Genomic DNA, 21,342 nt, shown 5'->3' with positions numbered 1-21,342 from the left:
AATGTAAAAATTTATGCGAAAATTTACCTAAACATTACAATAATAATACAATAGCTGCGTTTATAATGTCCTACCCGATACTGCTGCAAAAGTTAAAATTTCATTATAAGTTTGGCAATCAGCCATGAACGAATTACTTTTGCCATCCCAAAGACGCAATATTAACTTAAACATTTTCAATGGTATACAGAATATCGGCAGTCATTATTTTCTTTCTGACAAGCTTTTCCCCAATCGAAAAATCAACAGAGAAAAAAGTTTTAGCAAGTAATTCCAAAACGGCAACGTTTGAAACGGAAGCGGCAACAATCTACAGCAGTCTGAATGCGAACCATTTCAGCCTTCCCGGCATGGAAAGCTTTGCGCAGGGACTTCAGGCCTTTTATGAATTGAAGGCTTCGGGAGCGCTTAAAAAAGACATCCTTACGTTAATTGATTTCAGCAAATCATCAAATACGAAAAGGCTTTGGGTTATAGATATGGCAACAAATACGATCCTGTATCAATCACTGGTGGCACACGGAAGGAACAGCGGCGACGAATTTGCAAACGCTTTTTCAAACGCAGCAGAATCGTATAAAAGCAGCCTCGGACTTTACGTTACCGGCGAAATCTACAACGGGAAACACGGTGCTTCATTGAAGCTCGATGGCATGGAAAAAGGCGTCAACAGTTCTGCACGGGCCCGTGGCGTTGTGATGCATGCCGCAGATTATGTGTCTGAATCATTTATCAAAAACAACCACCGCCTGGGCAGGAGCCAGGGTTGTCCGGCGCTTCCGGCTGAATTGAACGATGAAATCATCAACGTCATCAAAAATAAATCCTGCCTTTACATCTACCATCCTTCCCATGTCAGGAATCTGGCGAAGGTTTTGGCATCATAAGACTTCCTTATGCATTACATAATGCGGCCCGACGTTTGGAATCTCAAACGCCGGGCCGTTTTTTTTATAACCTGCTTTTTCATAAAATCCTGCAGCGCCAATCCTTGCGTTAAACCAGATCAGCCTGCCGTGCTTCCCTTTAATATAGTCTTCCGCAGCCGTCAGCAAATTGTCACCAAAGCCTTTTTTCTGATGCTGTTCCAAAACGGCCATGCCGCGAACCTGGAATTGTCTTTCCGCTTCAAAAACCGGATTTCCATTTTCTAATACGGTAACAACTCCGGCTAACTCGAGATTTTCGTAAAGTCCGAAATGTACGGTTGTCTCTAATTCATCACCATCAAAACGGCAACTTTCCAAAGGTTTTCCTTTCCGAAGCACTTCGTGGCGCACCGGATACGTCTCCTCAGCGGTGATCTGCGTGATTGTGTTCATTTAATTGCTGCTGTAACTTTTTAAGGATAAAACGATTATGCGTGCTTTCCTGATTTCCTGATTTTTTTTCATAAAAAAACTTGCAACTCAAAAAACTTATTACTTATATTTGCACCGTTATTGCGGAAGTAGCTCAGTTGGTAGAGCTCCAGCCTTCCAAGCTGGTTGTCGCGAGTTCGAGCCTCGTCTTCCGCTCTAAGCCTCAAATGAAAGTTTGGGGCTTTTTTATTTTGAATTTAAATGTAATGGTCGTCATTTATAATTCATCATTTGAAATTTCTTAGGGCGTTGCCTGCGGCCCGCGCTTTCCGCTGCAAGTCCTCGCTCGTGCCTCGCTGTGGGCTTTTCGCTTTAATCGCTAACGCAGTTTCCGCGTTCCGTCGATGCATCGTGTCTATTTCACGAAACCCAAATCACTTCCTGTTTCCAATTCGACCGCATCCATTCCCTGCCTGAAAAGCCTCGCCGCCAATGCACCTTTCAAAGTGATTTTATCTCCTTTTACATCCAGCCAGCTTCCTTCACGCAATCCCAAAACCGGCACCGAATTGAATACATGGAATTCCTTAATCCTCGTTTCGCGCGTTTCCCCCATGTGCTTCGATTGTAAATCGGCATCAAGATAATGCGGATTCAGGTTAAACGGGATCATGCCCAGCGTTTTGAAACTCGGCGGATAAATGATCGGCATGTCATTGGTCGTCTGCATCGTCAGGCCGGTTATGTTGCTCCCGGCGCTGCTGCCCAGGTATGGCGTGCCGTTTTTCACCACTTCAGCGAGCGGTTCCATCACCCCGAATTTATACAATTGCGACACCAGTAAAAACGTATTGCCGCCGCCGGTGAAAATCCCTTCCGCATTTTTCACGGCTTCGACAGGGTTTTCAAATTCGTGTATCCCTTTCACGTTTTTTCTGATTTTTGAAAATGCTTCGGCTACTTTTCCGGTATATTCATCATGCGTGATGCCGCCTGGCCTGGCATAAGGGATAAAAAGGATTGTACTGCAATCTTTAAAATGATGTTCAAGTTCAGGCATGATATAGTCGAGGTAACCGCTTCCGTGCAGTGTTGAGGTGCTCGCAATAATCAGGTTTTTCATAGGATTGATTTTGGATAAAGATAAAAAACCTTTTGCCTAAAATAAAACAGTTGGGCATGATGTTTAAATGCTAATTAACAGAATTTTACGAACCTGTTGGCAATAAATTGGGAAGGGATTGGAATATTTTTACCTCCGTAATTTTCCCATTACCCCTGAAAGCATGTGCAAAAACTATTACACCTTATTGTCATTTTTTGTTGTAGCATTGATTCATGCACAGCAAAATCCCGTCAGGAATCTTAAAGGCAAAGTAAGTATAGATTTTTCCGTATTGGCCAATATCAGTATCATTAACACCAGGACGGAAAAATATGCTGTGACTGACGAAGAAGGTTATTTTACGATTCAGGTAAAAGAGCATGACACGCTGTTGTTTTCCGCAGTAAATATCAAACCCAAAAAGATTTCGATAAGCTGCGAAGACATGGAAAGTGATAAGATATACGTGAAACTGGAATCATCCGTTACGCAGCTCAATGAAGTCGTGATTGTGAATTATCCTAAAATCAATGCGGTATCACTCGGAATTATTCCCGCCGGGCAGAAGAAATTCACGCCAGCTGAAAGACGGCTTAACACCGCCACGCGTACCGATGCGCAACTTGGACTGGATACAAAATTCTCGATTGATCCATTGCTTAATGCCCTCTCCGGACGTACGGCCATGCTCAAAAGTGCATTGGAAACAGAGAAAAAAGAAAACTGGCTGCAACGTGTACAGGATCTGTATGATGAAGGTTTTTTATTGGCAAAACTTAAAATACCGTTTGATTATATTAAGGGTTTCCAATATTTCCTCGTGGAAAATCAGCCTTTTCTGAATACCTTAGTCTCAAAAAACAAATCGATGTCTGATTTTATTATTGGGGAACTTGCTGTAAAATTTATTGAAAACATTGCCAATGAAAAAAAATAATACTTTTTTACTACTTTGTTTTTTAATCTCGGGTTTCCTTTTTGCACAGGATGGCAAGCTTATTTCCGGAACAGTTGTTGTCAAGGATGGCAACCCGAAAGAAATCCATATCCTGAACCTGGTCAATGAAAAGGAAGCCGTTACCGATGGGAATGGTGCGTTTTCGATTTTAGCAAAGACAGATGATATTTTACTCATTTCAGGGACTAATGTCGATTTGCAACGCAAGGCTGTCGAAAAAGACGATTATGATTCTGGTAAGATTACCATCGAAACTACGGCAAAAGCCACGCAACTGGAGCAAGTCGAAATCATCAGATTTGATGCCGTGAGCCTGGGCATCTTATCAAAAAAACCAAAGCAATACACACCGGCAGAACGCAAAGTGTATACAGCAAACAGTACGGCAATCGATGCCCTGATCAACCTGATTTCAGGACGGACCAGGCAATTGAAGGCCAATGTCAGGATTGAGCAGAAGGAAATGCTGCTGGAAAAACTCGATGGCCTGTTTCCGGATTCTTTTTACGAGGAAAACCTTGGGATTGCCAAAGATAGGATCAAAGGCTTCCATTACTATATCGTGGAAAACAAGAAATTCGTCGAGACGCTTAAGTTAAAGGACCAACTCATGGCTACGTTCCTGATGGTCGAACTGGCAAGGGATTACAACGGACTTTCGAATGAGAAAAAGTAATATTTTCCTGCCCATCTGCCTGCTTTTACTGCAATTGCTTTTTTCGCAGGAAAGGGACATTGCAGGGAAAATTTCCGTGCGGGACGGCTCGCCTTCCAATGTACATATTGTAAATGTCGCCAATGAAAAGGAAGTTGTCAGCGATAGTGAAGGAAATTTTATGATTCCGGCCAATGTTGACGATGTACTCGTACTCAGTGCCGAACACCTTGAATTCCAAAGGATCATTGTTGAAAAAAGCATGTATTATAAAGGAAAAATCGATATTACGATGATGGCAAAACCAACACAGCTTGACGAAGTGGAAGTCGTCAATCACAATAAGATTAATGCAGTCGATCTCGGGATTTTGGCAAAACCCGCGAAAGAATATACTCCCGCAGAGCGCAGGCTAAGGACTGCCGGAGATTTCAAGCCGATTCAACTGTTGGGGATTATTGCGGGCGGCATGGAATTCGACCCGATTATAAACGCAATCAATGGTAAGACAAAGCGCCTTAAAAACGAAGTTAAACTTGAGAAAAAAGAAATGTTGCTGGCTAAAATCAATGAAAATTACACAGATGAATTTTTTATGAATGATTTGAAGGTGGCGCGTGACGAGATAAGCGGTTTCAAATATTATCTTGCAGAGGATATGGTATTCGCAGAAACTTTTGCTGCTGGAAACAACGAACGCATCGTGATTGAAATGATCAGGAAAGCCGCCGACTTCAATGCGGCCATTACTGAGGAAAAGAAATAGTATCTTTGGGAAATGAAAAAGATTGCAACTTGTTTATTGATGTTTGTAGTGCTGACGGGCTTTTCGGCACACAAGTTTTATGTCTCGATTTATCAGGTGCACGTTGCCACAGATAAGAAGCGCATTGAAATCACGGCGCGTATTTTTATGGACGACCTTAATAATGCGATCGGGAAACATTTCAATAAGAAGACCCACATCGGCGAAAATAAAGAAGTGCCTGAAGACATCGAGCTCCTGAAAAAATACCTCGCCGAAAAATTCACCATTAAAGTCAACGGACAAAAAAAAGACATCGCCTACCTGAGCAAAGAAATCGAAGCCAATGTCGTGATTTGCTATTTCCGGGTTTCAGGCGTAACGAAAGCCGATAAAATAGACATATACAACGCCGCGCTGATGGAGCTCAATGATACCCAGCAAAACATCATCCAATACAGCAAAGGTGATGAAAAACAAAGTTTGCTGCTTACTGTTGGCAATCCGTCAGGCGTTATTAAATAAGAATTTACATGTCAGTTTCCATGAAGAATATCAAGTTTCCGCTTTTGCTGCTTTGTTTCGTAAGCCAATTATTTTATGCCCAGGATAAGCCCAAAACAAAAGAAGCCGGCCATGAGGATGTGAATAAATTCCGCCAGATGTATGACCTTTTGGCCACGCCGAATATGTACAGGACAGCGTCCGGTGCGCCTGGCCCTGAATACTACCAGCAGCAGGCCGATTACAAAATGAGCATCGAACTTGATGATAAGAACCAGAAATTATTCGGCTCGGAAACCATCACTTATACGAATAATGCGAAGGAATCGCTCGATTACCTTTGGGTGCAGCTTGATCAAAATCAGCACGCAAAAACCTCAAAATCGCCACTTGCTGAAAACCAGAATCCCGATGATGCCATCAGCGTAAATGGCTTTTCAAAAAAATACCTGCAGGAGCCATTCGATGGCGGTTTTAAAATTGAATATGTGAAAGATGCCGCCGGAAAAGCATTGCCATACAACATCAATGAAACCATGATGCGCGTTGACTTGCCGAAGCCGCTGAAGCACGGGGAAAAATGTTCATTTTCGGTGAAATGGTGGTACAATATCAATAATTATATGATTGTTGGCGGGCGCTCTGGTTATGAGCATTTTGCCAAAGACGGTAACAATCTTTATGTGTTGGCGCAGTTTTATCCGCGGATGGCAGTTTATAACGATGTTGAAGGCTGGCAGAATATGCAGTTCTGGGGCGGTGGCGAATTCGCGTTGCCGTTCGGAAATTTTGAAGTTGACATCACTGTTCCTGCAGACCATATTATGGAAGCGACCGGCGTGTTGCAGAACAGGGCAGAGGTTTTTACCGCCGAACAGGTGAAACGCTACGAGCAGGCCGAGAAATCTTTCGATAAGCCTGTAATCGTCGTCACCCAGGCGGAAGCTGCTGCAAAAGAATCCTCATTTTCAACAGCAAAAAAAACATGGAAATTCAAGGCTGAGAATGTACGCGATTTCGGGATTGCGACCTCAAGGAAACTCATTTACGATGCCATGGCAGTGAAAATAGGCGATAAGAATGTAATGGCCATTTCGGTCTATCCGAAAGAGGGAAATCCATTGTGGGAGCAATATTCGACCAGGGCTGTCGCACATACGCTAAAAAGCTATTCCAAATACACCTTTGATTTTCCGTACCCGAAAGCCGTGTCTGTAAATGCGCAGGACCAGGGCATGGAATATCCGATGATTTGCTGGAACTTCGGACGTCCCGAGGAAGACGGAACTTTTTCCGACGGTGTAAAATATGGCATGCTGGGGGTTGTAATCCACGAAGTCGGGCATAATTTCTTCCCGATGATCGTCAATTCCGACGAGCGGCAATGGACCTGGATGGATGAAGGCCTGAATACGTTTATGGAATACCTCGCAGAGCAATCCTTCGACCCAAATTTTCCGTCACGGCGTGGTCCGGCGAAACTGATCGTACCTTATATGAGCGGCGACCAGTCGGGTTTGGTGCCGATTATGACCAATTCTGAAAGCATCAAGCAATTTGGGAACAATGCTTACGGAAAGCCTGCGGCCGGACTCAATATCCTCCGGGAAACGATTATGGGCCATGAGCTTTTTGATTTTGCCTTCCGTACGTATGCGAACCGATGGAAATTCAAGCACCCGACACCCGAGGATTTTTTCCGTACGATGGAGGACGCTTCGGCCGTCGATCTGGACTGGTTTTTCAGGGGTTGGTTTTATACGACGGATTTTAATGACATCGGTATAAAAGAAGTAAAAAGGTATTTTGTCAGTGCAGAAACCCCTAAAGGATATAAAGAAGCGAAGGCAGAATTCAGTCCGCGCAAACCAAAATCCACTTCAGGCCCGAAGGTATATATGATTGCTCAAAGCAGTGAGGATTTTAAGCCGGAGCTTAATAAGGCGTTCAGTTATAAGGAAGCAAAACCGCTGTCGGAATTTGTCGATGCCAATTTTTCAGATGAAGAAAAGGCGAAACTCGCCGATCCGAAATATTTCTACCATATCACATTCGAAAAACCGGGCGGATTGGTGATGCCCATCATTTTAGAAATGACTTTTGAGGATGGCACGACGGAGACGCAAACGTTCCCTGCGCAAATCTGGCGTATGAACGACAGGGAAGTCTCGCGCTTTTTTGCCACAACAAAGCCCGTGAAGAAATTCACGGTAGATCCAAAACTCGAAACCGCCGATATAGATGTTACAAACAACGTTTGGCCTAAAGAAACCGTTAAATCGAAGTTTGATTGATCATAAAGTGTTTCGGCGCACATAATCTTTTGTATTTTTGCACGGTAATTTTCTAATTGAAAGGCTATGTTTGGAATTGGTGGCGGCGAAATGATCTTTATCATCTTTATTGCACTGATGTTATTCGGGACCGATAAACTCCCTGAAATTGCGCGCGGACTCGGTAAAGGTATGGCGCAGTTGCGAAATGCGACTAACGAAATCAAGAACGAGATCAGGAAAGGTGCAGAAGAGCACGGCCTTGACCAAAAATCACTTACCTCAGGTTTTACCGATGAAATTGATAATGTAAAGCAGGGTTTCAACAAAATGGTCGATAAACAAACGCCGGAATCGCCGTTGAATATGAATGACGTTACTTCGGACATCACTTCCGAAATCAATAAAGCCAAAGAAGCTCTCGACGATATTACGGGTTCTGGCTCTATCAAAAGATCCTAGTCATGCTCGATGAGATCCTGTCGCTCGACCGCCGTCTTTTTATTTACCTTAATGGTTTCGGTTCCGAAAAATGGGATGCGGTTTTTTTATTCCTGACCAACCAATTGAATTGGACACCCTTTTTCCTGTTTCTTTTTTATCTGATTTTCAAGAAAGTAGGCGCTAAGAATACCCTGATCATCATGGGATTTATCGCATTGCTGATCCTGATTACCGACCAGACAACAAATTTCTTCAAATACGAATTCCGCCGGCTTCGTCCCAGCAGTGATCCGGAACTGAACACTTTTATTTATTATGTAAAAGGGAAGACCAGCAAAACCTTCAGTTTTTTCTCGGGCCACGCGGCAAATTCCATGGCGGCCGCGATTTTCATTTATACGCTGCTGAAACCACATTACCGCATGATGTGGCTCATTTTCCTGTGGCCGTTACTTTTCGCTTACACCCGCATTTACCTCGGGCTGCATTACCCGATTGATATTTTATGCGGTTATTTATGCGGTTTTGTTACAAGCTGGCTGGTACTGAAGTTGTATTTTCGGGTAAAAGAGCAGTATTTTTCACATTTGTAATTTCAGGAGCTATTTTCCGCTGTCCGCTATATCTTTTCCCTGCTGGCAGCAGCGGGAAAAAGGATGTGCTTTGCCAGTTCGCTTCGCTCGGGTTGCTCCCATCGGGGCTAGAGTACCCGACTCACCGTCAGTCCATCCCTGATAGGCAGTAAAACCGTCTCTACACGCGGGTCGTCCCTTAATAAGGCATTGTATTCCAAAAGCACTTTCGTACTTAGGTCATTCGGCTGCAATTCCTGTACAACCTTTCCGCTCCACAATACATTATCCGACAGGATGATGCCGCCCTTGTTCATCTTCGGTAAAATCATGTTGTAATAATTGATGTAATTTTCCTTGTCCGCATCGATAAAAACCAGGTCAAACTTCGTGTCAATTTCAGGAATAATATCCAAAGCCTCGCCCAAATGCTGGACGATCTGGTTTCCCCACGGCGATGCATCAAAATATTTCCGCTGGAAATCCATCAGTTCTTCCTTAATATCGATGGTATGCGTGACGCCGTTTTCCTGCAATCCCTCGCAAAGGCAAAGCGTCGCATAACCGGTATAGGTGCCAATTTCCAGTATCGATTTCGGGCGGATGAGTTTCGAAAGCATGCTTAATACGCGTCCCTGGAAATGCCCGCTGAGCATCCGCGGGAGTAAAATTTTCTGATAGGTTTCCTTGTTGAGTTTTGCCAACAGTTCAGGCTCTTTTTCTGAATGCTGTTCGATGTAATTTTCGAGGTCGTCGGATAGGAAATGCATGTTTAGTATTTTTTGCAAAAATACTAAAAGTATTCAGTTGGCAGTGACAGTTGGCAGTTGTATCCCGTAACCTCCGGAACATTGTCAAATGTGAGATTCAGTCGCAGCACGTAGTAATCAATCGTAATGAAAACCCCAGATGTCATTAATAGAACTACCGCTGCCTACTGTGACTGCAAACTGCAAACTTTCCTTACCTTTGCGCCATGGAAATCCAAAAGACAGACATCCGTGCTTTGACCAAAGAGCAGCTTCGTGAATTTTTTGTTGCTAATGGCGATAAGGCCTTTCGCGGGAACCAGGTGTATGAGTGGCTTTGGAACAAGGGCGCACATAGTTTTGAAGATATGACGAACGTCGCAAAACCCACGCGCGAGATGCTCGACAAGCATTTCGTCATCAATCATATTATGGTTGACCAGATGCAACGCAGTGAAGATGGGACTGTAAAAAATGCAGTGCGGCTTCATGACGGACTTGTAGTTGAATCGGTGCTGATACCTACTGAGACGAGGACAACGGCCTGTGTGTCGAGCCAGGTGGGATGCAGTCTTGACTGTAATTTTTGTGCTACGGCCAGGCTCAAAAGGATGCGTAATTTAGGCCCTGACGAAATATATGACCAAGTGGTAGCTATTGATAAAGAGAGCCGCCTGTACCACAACCATCCATTGTCAAACATCGTGTTTATGGGCATGGGCGAGCCGCTGATGAATTATAATAACGTCATGAAGGCGATTGAGAAAATCACTTCGCCAGAAGGTTTGGGGATGTCTCCAAAACGCATTACATTGTCTACTTCAGGGGTTTCAAAAATGATCCGCAAGCTCGCGGACGATGAGGTCAAATTCAAGCTTGCCGTGTCGCTGCATTCCGCTATTGAGGAGACAAGGAACCGCATTATGCCGTTTACGAAAAATTTCCCGCTGACCGAATTGCGCGAATCTTTGGAATACTGGTACCTGAAAACCAAAAGCCGCGTCACCTATGAATACGTGGTTTGGGACGGTATCAACGACGATAAGAAATCAATCGATGCCCTGGTGCGTTTCTGCAAATATGTGCCTTGTAAAGTCAATCTTATCGAATACAATCCTATAGACGACGGGGAATTCCAGCAAGCCTCCGAACAGAGCATCAATGCTTATATAAAAGCATTGGAAGCCGCAGGCATTGTGGCGAAAGTGCGCCGAAGCCGCGGTAAGGATATCGATGCTGCGTGCGGGCAATTGGCCAATAAGGGATAGTTTTTCGCATTGTCCGTTTCAATATTTTTATTCCGGTGAAAAATCAGCTTTTGCATTTGATTATTAGTTATGCATACTGTGTGTAACATTGTCATTTTGTTATAAAATCATAAATCGGATGTTAAAGTAATGGCATAATATTAAATTATATGTCTATTTGCGCATTTGACTTATAAAATTCGTATTTTAGTCATGAAAAATTTCCGGACACCCCCTGGTCCGGAAGTGGCAGTTTTACATCCTGAGCTTACCGGCAATCGCTTTCGGATACTTTGATATACCGTAAGGAAATCGCTTTAGAGCCTATAGCAATTATAGCAAGGAAAAACTGTACGGGCTGGAACTTAACCTAAAACTGATTCCTACAGCCTTAAGGACATTCGTTCAGGGAATCTCTTAATAACATGAAAAAATTCATTTGTATTGCTGCGGTCCTGTTGGCGACCTCTATGGGATTATATTCCTGCAGCAATGAGGAGCCCGATGGCGCAAACCCGGAAGCGGTGAGCGAAGCATCGAAATTAAAGATGGTGAATTCGGTTGAATTCAGGAATTTCAAGGAAGCATTCAAAGACATGCTTGACGAAAGGGCCCGATCACCCCACGACAACAGAAGCCCTTTAATCAGCGACCAGAATAAACACCTGATGCTTGAGGAGTCAAAAGCGCTGCTGGCCCTCACAGGCAACGAAAGTGAGCTGAAGAATGACGACGTGACAATCGTTGAGAAGGCCATAGGCGTTTATGCAGCACAAATCCAATTCACCAACATTAATAAATAATTATCATGAAAAAATATATCGTATTGCCATTCCTTTTGTTAAGCCTCTTTGTCCAGGCACAAAAAACAGTAACATTTATAAATAATACTGGTACCTCAATGTCTGTTTCCGAAGTCTCTTCGATAGACTCTGGTTGCGCATATCTAAGGTTTGTAGGAACAAGCAGCCTCGGCCCGGTATCGGTTACGACTTCGTACACGATGACTCCTGCTGCAGGTAACATGTTCAAATTCCCATATTTGTATATTCATGGCATGGGTGCGTATTTTGATACCTGGACAAAATATACCAGCGGTGTAGCTCCTGCAGCACTCAGCGGCAATACTGCTTATATGGACGCTGCCGCCACGAGCCAGGTATTCGACTATGTGGCCATCAGTATCGGAGGAGGTACCACCTATCGTTACGGGCTGGGAACCTATACTGTGGGGGCTCGCACGCTGACTGTTGCCCAGGGTGGCTCCGGATCGGCAGGAACTACTACGATTACGTTGAATTAAATTTTAAAGTTTTAAAAGGATGCCCCCGTAGTGAATGCTTACGGGGGCTTTTTATTAGTAATGCTCACCCGAATACTGCAACTGCCAACTGAAAACTTTACTATCTTTACCCCAATGAAAGTCACCGAGCAGATCAAGCAGCCCATACTTCAGGAGATGGAACTTTTCGAGAAGAAGTTCCACGATGCCATGGCTTCCAAGGTGGCACTGCTCAATCGAATCACCTATTATATCGTAAACCGTAAGGGTAAGCAGATGCGACCGATGTTCGTATTCCTGACCGCAAAGATGGTTTCAGGGACTGTTAATGAGCGCACGTATCGCGGGGCTTCGGTGATCGAACTGATCCATACGGCGACTTTGGTGCATGACGATGTGGTCGATGACAGCAACCGCCGCAGGGGGTTCTTCTCCATCAATGCGTTGTGGAAGAACAAGATTGCGGTGCTGGTAGGCGATTATTTATTATCTAAAGGATTGTTATTATCAATTGATAATGGCGATTTCGATTTGCTGCGAATTATTTCAGTGGCCGTACGCGAAATGAGCGAAGGGGAATTGCTGCAGATAGAAAAGGCACGGCGTCTTGATATTACCGAAGAGGTCTATTATGAAATCATCCGCCAAAAGACCGCTACACTGATTGCTGCCTGCTGTGCATTGGGTGCGCAGTCTGTAATTGAAGATTCAGGGAAAGTAGAAGATATGCGCTATTTCGGGGAATTGATAGGGATGGCATTTCAGATTAAAGACGATTTGTTTGACTATACCGAGGAAGCCATCGGGAAGCCCACCGGTATCGATATTAAGGAGCAGAAGATGACGCTGCCGTTAATTCATGTATTGAATCACTGTTCGGCAAAAGAAAAATCCTGGCTGATCAATTCCATCAAAAATCATAATAAGGACAAGAAACGCGTGAAGGAAGTCATTGCGTTCGTGAAAGGCCATAACGGACTGGTTTACGCTGAAGCTAAAATGAATGAATTCCGCGAGCGCGCCTTGCAGCTTATTTCGAAATATCCGCAATCGGTTTATAAGGATGCCCTGGAATTGATGGTGAATTACGTAATTGAACGTAAGAAGTAATTAGAAAATGCAGCAATTTAAATAATTAGAAAATTGTTCGGACAGAATCAATAGACGATTATCTGAAATTGTTAAAATATTTTTATTTGCTAAACGCCAGATTTTACTCGCATTTCCATTATCTAATTTTCTGATTCCTTCATTTTTTAATTTTCCGATGCAACCATTTTCCGACCATTTCCGTCTATGCCAATAGAAGTCTGATTTAAGGAACCAAACCGTAAATGAAAGTAATCAATTTACATCACGAAGAGCAGGATATCATCCGTCTGGCAGTTGAAAATAACCGGCATGCCCAACAGCAGATTTATTCGAAGCATGCCTCAAGGATGTTAAGCGTATGCCGACAGTATATTAAGGATTTGCACCAAGCCGAGGATGTGATGATTACGGCATTTATGAAAGTGTTTGCTAACCTGGATAAATTTGAGCACAAGGGCAGTTTTGAAGGATGGATCCGCAGGATTATGGTCAATGAAAGCATTTCATTCCTGAGGGCACAGAAGAAGGTCAGTTTTCTTGAAGACACCTATTATAAGGAAGACACGTTCAACAACATCGAAAGCAATTTCAACGTCGAGGACATACAGGCACTGATCGATGGCCTGCCCGATGGTTACCGAATGATCTTCAACCTGTATGCCATCGAGGGCTACAAGCACCAGGAGATTGCACAGGCACTCGGGATTACGGAAGGAACTTCAAAATCACAGTTGTCGCATGCCCGCAGGATGCTGCAGGAGCAGATTAACAAATTAAAGAATTATCAAAATGGCACAGCATAAATTAGAAGAGAATTTCAGGGATAAACTGAACCAAAGGGAGATTACGCCATCGGCAAATGCATGGGACAGGCTCGATGCGATGCTTACAGTCGCTGAGAAGCCAAAGAAAAAGTACGGCTGGATTTATATCGCAGCATCGATTTTGGGTTTTTTGTTTATCGGGATGGTATTCCTTTCCCAGACAGCCGAGATGACCGATGTGGGCAAGGATGATAATCAGGTAACTGTACATGAAAGCAATGCTGTAAAAGACACGGTGAAAGATACAGGTGCAAATGAAATCAACAGCGATGCGGTAATAAATGAAACGGTTGTAGCGGAAACGCAAAGCAGCCAGGCATCGCAAAACAATAAGACAACACCTCATCAAAATAATCAATCATCAATCAAAATCCCAATAACAAACGAAGCGCTTCCTGTTATTGAAAAAATCAGTCAAAATCAAAACAATCAAATCGCCGAAAGGCAACAAAATCCGGAACCTGCTGTAAATCAAACGCTGGCATCCAACACCAAAAGAGGAACTGAAGTGAATGTTGACGAACTATTGGCATCAGTTTCAAAAACAAAAAAACCGGCGACTGCAGCTCCGGCGGTGAAAGTGAATGCGAACAGCTTATTGTCGCAGGTCGATGGCGAAATCACGCTTACCTTCCGTGAGCGCGTCATCAGGACGGCGAACAAAAACTACCAAAACGTAAAAGTCGCTTTGGCGAACCGAAACAAAGAGTAATCATCAATTTATTAAAACAATCAATCATGAGAAATTTAACCATTTACTTAGCAGTATCGCTGTGTCTTTTTATGAGCAAAATGACGGCGCAGCAAACCTTTGAAGGCAAAGCGAAAGTCATTGCCATCAAAATCGAAAACATAACAAAAGAAGAAAAAATGATGCTTCGCGACGAAGTGGAGCAAGTGAATCAGGAATTGGAAAAAGGCACCATTACTGCAGCCCAGGCCGACGAAAGGAAACTGAAACTTGCCGAGGTACGTGCCAAAAATATCGAAACACGTGTCGCTGCCGCAGAAGCTGAGCTGAAGACTTTAGTTCAGGATAAGGTGGATGGGAAAATTGCAGAACGCGACACCACCGGCAACGGTTACCGTCTGGATTTAACCTTACCGGGTTTTAAAATAAGGGACAGCCGGAAACCATATGTTCCGGGGGAATTGAGGACGACCTCACAGTTCGTTTTTGCCTTTGGGGTGAATAATCTCGCTACAGATGGCGCCGTTGCCGGATCGGATTACAGGTATTGGGGATCGCATTTTTATGAATGGGGGCTTTCATGGAACACGCGCATCGCTAAAAACAGCAACCTGCTCCATGCCAAATACGGACTGTCATTAATGTATAACAACCTGCGCCCAACCGACAACCGCATGTTTGTGGACAACGGTTCACAAACCGATCTGGAAACGAATCCTGTAAAGATGGAAGATTCCCGTTTCAGGAATGTCAACCTAGTAGTGCCATTGCATCTTGAATTCGATTTTACCCGCCCAACGGTAAAAGACGGAAAAACGCTTTACAAAACCCATGAAAGTTTCCGCTTAGGACTCGGGGGTTACGCTGGTGTAAACGTAAAATCAAAGCAAATCATTAAATATGACATGGCCGGTTATGATTCAAAACTGGTAACCAAAGGCAGTTTCAACACCAATGATTTCATCTACGGATTGAGTGCTTACATAGGTTATGGCGAAGTAAGCCTTTATGCGAAATATGACCTGAATCCGCTGTTTAAGGATAATGCGGTGAAACAGAACAACGTGTCGCTGGGTGTGCGTTTCGATTTCAATTAAATTTGTTTGAGTTAGTTAAATAAGTTTTGAGCACTCCGAAAGGAGTGCTTTTTTAGTATTAGGTATCCATATCCACTATCGGTTGGCGCCATCACTAAAAAACCCGGGCACTCCCGCACTCATGCACGCTAAACTTTGTAACTTTGGCACTTTGAAACTTTGCCACCTTGATTACAAAAGCCACTATAGATACCGTTTTCGAAACCGCCCGTGTTGAGGAGGTAATAGGTGATTTTGTGCAATTAAAACGTGCGGGAAGCAATTTTAAGGGACTGAGCCCATTTTCTGATGAACGCTCTCCGTCGTTTATGGTGTCTCCGGTGAAGCAGATTTGGAAGGACTTCAGTTCGGGAAAAGGCGGAAATGTCGTCGCGTTCTTAATGGAGCATGAACATTTTACCTATCCTGAAGCCATCCGTTATCTGGCGAAAAAGTACAATATAGAAATCGAGGAAACCGAGCAAAGCCAGGAAGAGAAGGCCAATTCAGACGTGCGAGAAAGTATGTTCCTCGTCTCAGAATTCGCAAAGAATTATTTCCACGACGTGCTTTTAAATACCGAAGAAGGAAAGGCTATCGGGTACTCTTATTTTAAGGAGCGCGGCTTTACTGCAGAAACGATTAAAAAATTCAGCCTTGGCTTCTCGCCGGAATCCTGGGATGCATTTACGAAAGAGGCTTTGGGCAAAGGTTACAAGCTCGAATTTCTTGAGAGCACGGGATTTACCATCGTAAAAGACGACAGGCACTTCGACCGTTTCCGTGGGCGCGTAATGTTCCCTATACAAAGCATGTCAGGCAGGACAGTTGGTTTTGGAGGCCGGATTTTGACCAATGACAAGAAAGCGGCGAAATACGTCAATTCCCCCGAAAGCGAGATTTACCATAAAAGCAAAGTATTATACGGCATCAATCATGCCAAGCAGGCTATTGCGAAACTGAATAATTGTTTTTTGGTAGAAGGCTATACCGATGTGATACAATTTCACCAGGCCGGAATTGAGAACGTTGTCGCCTCATCAGGAACGGCGCTTACTCCCGACCAGATTCGTTTGATTAATCGCCTGACGAAAAATATCACGGTCCTTTTTGACGGCGATGCAGCCGGACTGCGCGCCTCAGTGCGTGGGATTGATTTAATCCTTGAAGAAGGCATGAATGTAAAAGTCTGTACATTTCCGGAAGGGGAAGACCCTGACAGTTTTGCAAGAAAGACGCCTTATGAGCAGTTGATCGCGTACCTCGATGAAAACTCACGTGACTTTATACAATTCAAGGCATCGCTTTTGATGGATGAAGCCAAGAACGATCCGATCAAGAAAGCCGACCTGATCCGTGATATGGTAACAAGCATTTCCAAGATTCCGGACCGCATCCGCCGTGAGATTTACATACAGGAATGTTCGCGTATTATGGATATTTCTGAGCAGGTGCTGGTGAGTACGCTGGCGCAGATGGTGCAGAAGGATTTAGGCGATCTGGCGAAAAAGCAGAAACAGGAACAACAGGCATTTGAAGTCATCCGTGAAGAGTATCCACAGGAAGTGGAAAAGGTCGATATTTTATACGGATTGGAACGCAAAATTATTGAAATCCTTTTGCTGTATGGCAATATAGAAGAGGAATTTGAAGATGTATTGCTGAAAACAAATGATGAAGGCGAAGTCGAATTTGCCACTGAAAAGCATACTTATAAAGTACACCAACGTGTTTTCCTAAGCCTACAGGAAGATGAGGTAGAATTGGCAAATGAATTGTTCCGAGGAATCTACAATGACCTCATTACTTATTTTCAGCAAAATGAAACCTTCAGTACTGAACAATACCTGATGCAGCTTCCGACGGAATTCGCGCAGGAAGTTACCGATATATTGATGGAAGATGAGAAAATGACCCTGCACAATTGGGAAGCGCAGAATATCATTGTCAAACAGAAAAATCATTCCATTGCACAATATGTTTCTGAAACCATCCTGACCATGCGCTGGTATCTGGTAGACAGGATTATTGAGGAACTTAAAGCAGCCATCTCTCAGGAAAAAGAGGCCGACAATTCCGAAGTATTGTCAACCGCGATGGATTATTATAAACTCATTAACTTTTTCTCGACAAAACTTGGGCGCGTGATGTCCCGTTACCATTAAACGATTTCCAGTTTCTTCGCTTTATTCACTAAATCAACCAGATTGGTCACGTTCAGTTTATTCAATAAACGCAACTTGTAAGTACTGATGGTTTTTTCATTCAGGTCGAGCAGTTTTGCAATTTCATTATTTTTCTTGCCATCGCTTAAATACCGTAATACTTCCACTTCCCGTGAAGATAATTTGCGGTAAAGCCTTTCGCTTTTATTCTGCTTTGAAATGGCGAGCAATTTTTTCCGGACATCGTCACTGAAAATGATTTCTCCTTGGTTGACCTTAAGGATGGCATTTTCTAGGACTTCCAATTCATTTGATTTATGGACATAGGCAGAAACACCAGCTTTTATGGCGTTGGGCGTGTACGTCTGCTCGGAAAGATTGCTGTAGATGATAATCTTTGTAAAATGATGCTCCCTTTTAAGGGTCTTGATGAAATTCATGCTTGTAAGTCCGTCGAGTTCCAGGTCAAGAATTAAAATGTCCGGTTTTTCGGTTTCCAGCACTTTTCCAAGTTCGTTGAAGTTACCATAATGACCTACGATATTGATTTTATCGTGGCCTTTAAAAAAGGATTCGATTCCGAAATGGACTACTGGCTGATTATCAGCGATACCAACTTTTATCATAATCGTAGTTTTTATAAATTCTTTTCAGATATTTAATTTTGCATTCCGCTTCATGTCAGCGGTTCTTTCAATTCTTCAGGAACCGTACATACGGGTATCGGTTCCATTTTGTGCCTGTTGTTGCGGTTCAGCTTTTGGTAAATCCCGAAGACTACCTGCTCACGACCGGAAAAATCCTGTTCTGTTTTTCCATTTTCCGAGGCATTCATCGCCCATTCCAGTTCGTCATATGAAGCACCAATCTGCTGTTCATCGGTACGGTCATCGCCGAATAATCCATCTGTGGGAGCGGCTGTAAGTATCGATTCAGGGACATTTAAAAACCTGCCCAGGTCATATACTTCAGATTTTACCAAATCAGATATAGGGCTCAGATCCACACCGCCATCGCCATATTTGGTAAAAAACCCCACCCCGAAATCTTCCACCTTATTTCCCGTCCCGGCAACCAAAAGGCCATAAATCCCGGCATAATAATATAAGGTCGTCATCCTGATCCGTGCCCTGGTATTTGCCAATGACAAATTCAGGTTCGTTTCATTCGCATCCGAAGACACTTTTGTTTTAAATATTTCAAAAACCGCAGTCAAATCAGCTGAGGTGCTTTCCACATTCGAAAAGCGCTGCTTCAGCTGCGCAATATGCTGTCTCGCCCTGTTTACATGGCTTTCGGCCTGATGAATGGGCATTTCGACGCATAAGACACGTTTGCCGGTTTGCGCACAAAGCGTAGAGGTTACGGCAGAATCGATACCGCCGGATATCCCTACAACAAAACCGTTTACTTTCGCGTTATCGGCATAACGTTTGAGCCAATCAACAATAAATTCATTTATTTTGCCGGCTGTAGCCGCAGTCATTTTTTGCATAGTTTGGATAATTTAAAAAACTGAAATGTATATTTGCACGGCGAATCACTTATCCTGAAACCACAAAATGACAAGATAAAATTCGTATAAATTTAACAAAACAATTTATTCTTTAAGTCAGAAAAGTTGTAATATTTAAAGCTGAATTTTCCGATAATATGGTGTAATACGCGCCTTCAGAAATCCAATGAACATATGAAGTTAACGAAGTTGTTTGCAGTTTGTTTAGCGATGTTTTTGTTATCATGCGACAAAAAATCGCAAGTGGAAGAAAAGGTTGGGGAAGTGATACTGCAACCCATCAAAGTCGAACGGTTCGACAAGGCCTTTTTCGAAACCAAACCGGCTGATCTTCCAAAACTGAAGCAGCAATTCCCGGATTTTTTCCCACCAAATGTTAATGATGCGCAGTATATTGAAAAAATGACGCATCCCCAATGGCGTGAATTGTATAAAGAGGTAGAGAAAAAATACAGTGATTTTACACCACAAACGCATGAAATCGAAGATGTCTTAAAACACATCAAATACTATTACCCAAAAACCCGGACACCCAAAGTCACTACGATGATTTATGAAATGGATTACAATACCAAAGTAATTTACACCGACAGCATCGTGTTGATTTCATTGGAAATGTATTTAGGAAAAGACCACAAATTTTATGAAGGCATCGACAAGTACATCAGGCAGAATTTCGAGCCGAAACAGATGATGCCGGACCTGGCTTCCGCTTTTGCAAAAACCAAAGTCCCGCCTCCAACAGAGAAAACACTTTTGGCGCATATGATTTACGGCGGAAAGGAATTGTATATGAAAGACCTTTTGATTCCGGATTATTCCGATGCGGATAAAATCGGGTATACTGAAGAACAGCTAAAGTGGGCACAGGCCAATGAAGCCATGATGTGGAGTTACTTTATTGAAGAAAGTTACCTTTATAGCACTGATATTAAGCTGCTGAGCCGATTTATCAACCTCGCGCCATTCTCGAAATTTTACCTTGAAATTGACAATGAAAGCCCTGGCCGCATCGGCAATTGGGTGGGATGGCAGATCGTCCGTTCGTTCATGAAAAACAATCCCGACGTAACCCTGCAGAAAATGCTGATGATGGATGCTACCGAAATATTCAACAAATCAAAATACAAACCTTCCCAAAATGAGTAACATTACCTCCGAAATAAAATTCCTTGTCGAACTCGATGAGAACCGTGTGCCCGAAAAATTAAGCTGGACCGCACAGGATGGCGGCGTGGATGCCGAAGAAGCCAAAGCGATGATGTTGTCTATCTGGGACAGCAATGCACAGGAAACTTTACGTATAGATTTATGGACCAAAGACATGCCCGTAGATGAAATGAAAGTATTTTTCCACCAAACGCTCGTGGCTATGGCCGATACGTTCCAGCGCGCTACCGCAGATGATAAGATGACCGATACGATGAAGGATTTCTGTGATTATTTTGCTGAAAAGCTGAATTTGAAAAAGTAATCTAGAAGCCGTTATTTTTAAACATTTCCTGGTTTATACCGTCAATATAATGCAGCAATTCTTCCTTGCCGCGCCCTTCTGATGACGAAGTGATAAAATACGGCGGCATTTCCTCCCAATTGTTGGCAAGCAGTTTTTTGCGGTAATCGGCAACGGCAATATCGGCCTTGACTTTTCCAATTTTGTCAGCTTTGGTAAAAACCAGGCAAAGCGGGATTTCGATTTCTCCGATATAAGTAATGAATTCCAGATCGATTTTCTGCGCTTCATGGCGGATGTCTATCAATATGAAAGCACAAACGAGCTGCTCCCTTTTCTCAAAATAATCCGTAATGAATTTTTGGAAAACTTCCTTGGTTTTTTTCGAAACCTTTGCATAACCATATCCCGGTAAATCCACCAGGAACCAGTTCTTATTGATCAGGAAGTGGTTGATTAACTGCGTTTTTCCAGGCCTTGCTGAAGTTTTTGCAAGATGTTTGTTATTAGTAAGCATATTGATCAACGACGATTTTCCTACATTGGAACGCCCGATAAAGGCATATTCCGGAAGCATGTCCTTCGGGCATTTCGCCACTTCAGAGTTGCTGATTACAAATTCGGCAGTGTTGATTTTCATATGCTGTGTATTAAAAACAAACCGCCATCTTTTGGACCGCGGTTTTATAT

At 43.3% G+C, this 21,342-nt stretch carries 24 protein-coding genes and 1 tRNA gene; 19 read left to right on the top strand and 6 right to left on the bottom strand.

Annotated elements, in window-relative coordinates:
- The first annotated feature begins 179 nt into the window (after nt 1-179).
- Nucleotides 180-887 carry a murein L,D-transpeptidase catalytic domain family protein gene (locus tag HYN49_RS01540; RefSeq protein ID WP_108902476.1) on the top strand — a complete coding sequence of 236 codons (708 nt, stop codon included), beginning with the start codon at nt 180-182 and terminating at the stop codon, nt 885-887.
- Here HYN49_RS01540 and HYN49_RS01535 read toward each other — a convergent pair.
- A complete protein-coding gene (locus HYN49_RS01535; protein ID WP_108902475.1) occupies nt 882-1,322 on the bottom strand; it encodes a GNAT family N-acetyltransferase in 441 nt (146 codons plus the stop codon). The genes HYN49_RS01540 and HYN49_RS01535 overlap by 6 nt on opposite strands.
- 122 nt (nt 1,323-1,444) lie before the next feature.
- Here HYN49_RS01535 and HYN49_RS01530 point away from each other — a divergent pair.
- Nucleotides 1,445-1,517: transfer RNA gene (locus tag HYN49_RS01530), tRNA-Gly, on the top strand.
- A gap of 199 nt (nt 1,518-1,716) precedes the next feature.
- Here HYN49_RS01530 and pepE read toward each other — a convergent pair.
- Nucleotides 1,717-2,424, bottom strand: a complete 708-nt coding sequence (gene pepE / locus HYN49_RS01525; RefSeq protein ID WP_108902474.1) for a dipeptidase PepE — start codon at nt 2,422-2,424, stop codon at nt 1,717-1,719.
- Nucleotides 2,425-2,542: 118 nt separating this feature from the next.
- On the opposite strand from pepE, the gene HYN49_RS01520 reads away from it, so the two are divergent.
- The 7 genes from HYN49_RS01520 (at nt 2,543) to HYN49_RS01490 (ending at nt 8,578) form a co-directional block, all read left to right on the top strand.
- A complete protein-coding gene (locus tag HYN49_RS01520) occupies nt 2,543-3,343 on the top strand; it encodes a carboxypeptidase-like regulatory domain-containing protein (RefSeq protein WP_108902473.1) in 801 nt (266 codons plus the stop codon).
- Nucleotides 3,330-4,040 carry a hypothetical protein gene (locus tag HYN49_RS01515; RefSeq protein ID WP_108902472.1) on the top strand — a complete coding sequence of 237 codons (711 nt, stop codon included), beginning with the start codon at nt 3,330-3,332 and terminating at the stop codon, nt 4,038-4,040. The genes HYN49_RS01520 and HYN49_RS01515 overlap by 14 nt, the downstream gene beginning before the upstream one ends.
- Nucleotides 4,027-4,785, top strand: a complete 759-nt coding sequence (locus tag HYN49_RS01510; protein ID WP_108902471.1) for a hypothetical protein — start codon at nt 4,027-4,029, stop codon at nt 4,783-4,785. The genes HYN49_RS01515 and HYN49_RS01510 overlap by 14 nt, the downstream gene beginning before the upstream one ends.
- 12 nt (nt 4,786-4,797) lie before the next feature.
- Nucleotides 4,798-5,289, top strand: coding sequence for a DUF6702 family protein (locus HYN49_RS01505; protein ID WP_108902470.1), 492 nt, complete (start codon nt 4,798-4,800; stop codon nt 5,287-5,289).
- 8 nt (nt 5,290-5,297) lie between these two features.
- A complete protein-coding gene (locus HYN49_RS01500) occupies nt 5,298-7,562 on the top strand; it encodes a M1 family metallopeptidase (RefSeq protein ID WP_394336399.1) in 2,265 nt (754 codons plus the stop codon).
- 66 nt (nt 7,563-7,628) lie between these two features.
- A complete protein-coding gene (locus HYN49_RS01495) occupies nt 7,629-8,003 on the top strand; it encodes a Sec-independent protein translocase subunit TatA/TatB (protein ID WP_108902468.1) in 375 nt (124 codons plus the stop codon).
- Nucleotides 8,004-8,005: 2 nt separating this feature from the next.
- Complete coding sequence (locus HYN49_RS01490; protein ID WP_108902467.1) at nt 8,006-8,578, top strand: phosphatase PAP2 family protein; 573 nt, start codon at nt 8,006-8,008, stop codon at nt 8,576-8,578.
- 107 nt (nt 8,579-8,685) lie between these two features.
- Here the strand turns inward: HYN49_RS01490 and HYN49_RS01485 are convergent, their stop codons facing one another.
- A complete protein-coding gene (locus HYN49_RS01485; protein ID WP_108902466.1) occupies nt 8,686-9,327 on the bottom strand; it encodes an O-methyltransferase in 642 nt (213 codons plus the stop codon).
- A 206-nt stretch (nt 9,328-9,533) separates the two neighbouring features.
- Between HYN49_RS01485 and rlmN the strand changes: the two genes are divergently transcribed.
- The 8 genes from rlmN (at nt 9,534) to dnaG (ending at nt 17,683) form a co-directional block, all read left to right on the top strand.
- A complete protein-coding gene (gene rlmN, locus HYN49_RS01480) occupies nt 9,534-10,574 on the top strand; it encodes a 23S rRNA (adenine(2503)-C(2))-methyltransferase RlmN (protein WP_108902465.1) in 1,041 nt (346 codons plus the stop codon).
- A 404-nt stretch (nt 10,575-10,978) separates the two neighbouring features.
- Nucleotides 10,979-11,356 carry a hypothetical protein gene (locus HYN49_RS01475; protein WP_146185029.1) on the top strand — a complete coding sequence of 126 codons (378 nt, stop codon included), beginning with the start codon at nt 10,979-10,981 and terminating at the stop codon, nt 11,354-11,356.
- 5 nt (nt 11,357-11,361) lie between these two features.
- Nucleotides 11,362-11,856 (top strand): hypothetical protein, encoded by a 495-nt coding sequence (locus tag HYN49_RS15070; protein ID WP_146185028.1) that lies wholly within the window; start codon nt 11,362-11,364, stop codon nt 11,854-11,856.
- Between the two features lie 114 nt (nt 11,857-11,970).
- The gene (locus HYN49_RS01460; protein ID WP_108902461.1) at nt 11,971-12,945 is read left to right on the top strand and encodes a polyprenyl synthetase family protein; all 975 of its coding nucleotides are present in this window, start codon (nt 11,971-11,973) and stop codon (nt 12,943-12,945) included.
- Between the two features lie 224 nt (nt 12,946-13,169).
- Entirely contained in the window at nt 13,170-13,730 is a 561-nt protein-coding gene (locus HYN49_RS01455; RefSeq protein WP_108902460.1) for an RNA polymerase sigma factor, read from the top strand.
- Nucleotides 13,717-14,463, top strand: a complete 747-nt coding sequence (locus HYN49_RS01450; RefSeq protein ID WP_108902459.1) for a hypothetical protein — start codon at nt 13,717-13,719, stop codon at nt 14,461-14,463. The genes HYN49_RS01455 and HYN49_RS01450 overlap by 14 nt, the downstream gene beginning before the upstream one ends.
- A gap of 26 nt (nt 14,464-14,489) precedes the next feature.
- The gene (locus HYN49_RS01445) at nt 14,490-15,539 is read left to right on the top strand and encodes a hypothetical protein (RefSeq protein WP_108902458.1); all 1,050 of its coding nucleotides are present in this window, start codon (nt 14,490-14,492) and stop codon (nt 15,537-15,539) included.
- 167 nt (nt 15,540-15,706) lie between these two features.
- Complete coding sequence (gene dnaG / locus HYN49_RS01440; protein WP_108902457.1) at nt 15,707-17,683, top strand: DNA primase; 1,977 nt, start codon at nt 15,707-15,709, stop codon at nt 17,681-17,683.
- Here dnaG and HYN49_RS01435 read toward each other — a convergent pair.
- Nucleotides 17,680-18,309, bottom strand: a complete 630-nt coding sequence (locus HYN49_RS01435) for a response regulator transcription factor (RefSeq protein ID WP_108902456.1) — start codon at nt 18,307-18,309, stop codon at nt 17,680-17,682. The genes dnaG and HYN49_RS01435 overlap by 4 nt on opposite strands.
- A gap of 50 nt (nt 18,310-18,359) precedes the next feature.
- Nucleotides 18,360-19,178: an NAD(+) synthase gene (gene nadE / locus HYN49_RS01430; RefSeq protein ID WP_108902455.1), complete on the bottom strand. Its 819-nt coding sequence runs from the start codon at nt 19,176-19,178 to the stop codon at nt 18,360-18,362.
- 195 nt (nt 19,179-19,373) lie between these two features.
- Here nadE and gldB point away from each other — a divergent pair, with 195 nt between their 5' ends.
- Together gldB and gldC are read left to right on the top strand one after the other, a co-directional pair.
- The gene (gldB, locus tag HYN49_RS01425) at nt 19,374-20,348 is read left to right on the top strand and encodes a gliding motility lipoprotein GldB (protein WP_108902454.1); all 975 of its coding nucleotides are present in this window, start codon (nt 19,374-19,376) and stop codon (nt 20,346-20,348) included.
- Nucleotides 20,341-20,673 (top strand): gliding motility protein GldC, encoded by a 333-nt coding sequence (gene gldC, locus HYN49_RS01420; RefSeq protein WP_181368989.1) that lies wholly within the window; start codon nt 20,341-20,343, stop codon nt 20,671-20,673. Before gldB ends, gldC begins: the two co-directional genes overlap by 8 nt.
- A 1-nt stretch (nt 20,674) precedes the next feature.
- Here the strand turns inward: gldC and yihA are convergent, their stop codons facing one another.
- Nucleotides 20,675-21,292 (bottom strand): ribosome biogenesis GTP-binding protein YihA/YsxC, encoded by a 618-nt coding sequence (yihA, locus tag HYN49_RS01415; RefSeq protein ID WP_108902453.1) that lies wholly within the window; start codon nt 21,290-21,292, stop codon nt 20,675-20,677.
- Nucleotides 21,293-21,342 lie beyond the last annotated feature (50 nt).

The organism is Flavobacterium pallidum (genome assembly GCF_003097535.1).
Classification (GTDB): domain Bacteria; phylum Bacteroidota; class Bacteroidia; order Flavobacteriales; family Flavobacteriaceae; genus Flavobacterium; species Flavobacterium pallidum.
The sequence above is the reverse complement of the archived record's forward strand: the minus strand, read 5'-3'. Positions and strand labels throughout refer to the sequence as shown.

Bases quoted from the DNA above. Each gene is read 5' to 3' on its own strand.
- HYN49_RS01460 (WP_108902461.1), top strand. From the start codon at position 11,971: ATGAAAGTCACCGAGCAGATCAAGCAGCCCATACTTCAGGAGATGGAA.
- pepE (WP_108902474.1), bottom strand. From the start codon at position 2,424: ATGAAAAACCTGATTATTGCGAGCACCTCAACACTGCACGGAAGCGGT.
- HYN49_RS01510 (WP_108902471.1), top strand. From the start codon at position 4,027: ATGAGAAAAAGTAATATTTTCCTGCCCATCTGCCTGCTTTTACTGCAA.
- HYN49_RS01495 (WP_108902468.1), top strand. From the start codon at position 7,629: ATGTTTGGAATTGGTGGCGGCGAAATGATCTTTATCATCTTTATTGCA.
- HYN49_RS01485 (WP_108902466.1), bottom strand. From the start codon at position 9,327: ATGCATTTCCTATCCGACGACCTCGAAAATTACATCGAACAGCATTCA.
- rlmN (WP_108902465.1), top strand. From the start codon at position 9,534: ATGGAAATCCAAAAGACAGACATCCGTGCTTTGACCAAAGAGCAGCTT.
- HYN49_RS15070 (WP_146185028.1), top strand. From the start codon at position 11,362: ATGAAAAAATATATCGTATTGCCATTCCTTTTGTTAAGCCTCTTTGTC.
- HYN49_RS01490 (WP_108902467.1), top strand. From the start codon at position 8,006: ATGCTCGATGAGATCCTGTCGCTCGACCGCCGTCTTTTTATTTACCTT.
- HYN49_RS01505 (WP_108902470.1), top strand. From the start codon at position 4,798: ATGAAAAAGATTGCAACTTGTTTATTGATGTTTGTAGTGCTGACGGGC.
- nadE (WP_108902455.1), bottom strand. From the start codon at position 19,178: ATGCAAAAAATGACTGCGGCTACAGCCGGCAAAATAAATGAATTTATT.
- HYN49_RS01500 (WP_394336399.1), top strand. From the start codon at position 5,298: ATGTCAGTTTCCATGAAGAATATCAAGTTTCCGCTTTTGCTGCTTTGT.
- HYN49_RS01540 (WP_108902476.1), top strand. From the start codon at position 180: ATGGTATACAGAATATCGGCAGTCATTATTTTCTTTCTGACAAGCTTT.
- HYN49_RS01445 (WP_108902458.1), top strand. From the start codon at position 14,490: ATGAGAAATTTAACCATTTACTTAGCAGTATCGCTGTGTCTTTTTATG.
- HYN49_RS01475 (WP_146185029.1), top strand. From the start codon at position 10,979: ATGAAAAAATTCATTTGTATTGCTGCGGTCCTGTTGGCGACCTCTATG.
- HYN49_RS01535 (WP_108902475.1), bottom strand. From the start codon at position 1,322: ATGAACACAATCACGCAGATCACCGCTGAGGAGACGTATCCGGTGCGC.
- gldB (WP_108902454.1), top strand. From the start codon at position 19,374: ATGAAGTTAACGAAGTTGTTTGCAGTTTGTTTAGCGATGTTTTTGTTA.
- HYN49_RS01455 (WP_108902460.1), top strand. From the start codon at position 13,170: ATGAAAGTAATCAATTTACATCACGAAGAGCAGGATATCATCCGTCTG.
- HYN49_RS01435 (WP_108902456.1), bottom strand. From the start codon at position 18,309: ATGATAAAAGTTGGTATCGCTGATAATCAGCCAGTAGTCCATTTCGGA.
- yihA (WP_108902453.1), bottom strand. From the start codon at position 21,292: ATGAAAATCAACACTGCCGAATTTGTAATCAGCAACTCTGAAGTGGCG.
- HYN49_RS01515 (WP_108902472.1), top strand. From the start codon at position 3,330: ATGAAAAAAAATAATACTTTTTTACTACTTTGTTTTTTAATCTCGGGT.
- gldC (WP_181368989.1), top strand. From the start codon at position 20,341: ATGAGTAACATTACCTCCGAAATAAAATTCCTTGTCGAACTCGATGAG.
- HYN49_RS01450 (WP_108902459.1), top strand. From the start codon at position 13,717: ATGGCACAGCATAAATTAGAAGAGAATTTCAGGGATAAACTGAACCAA.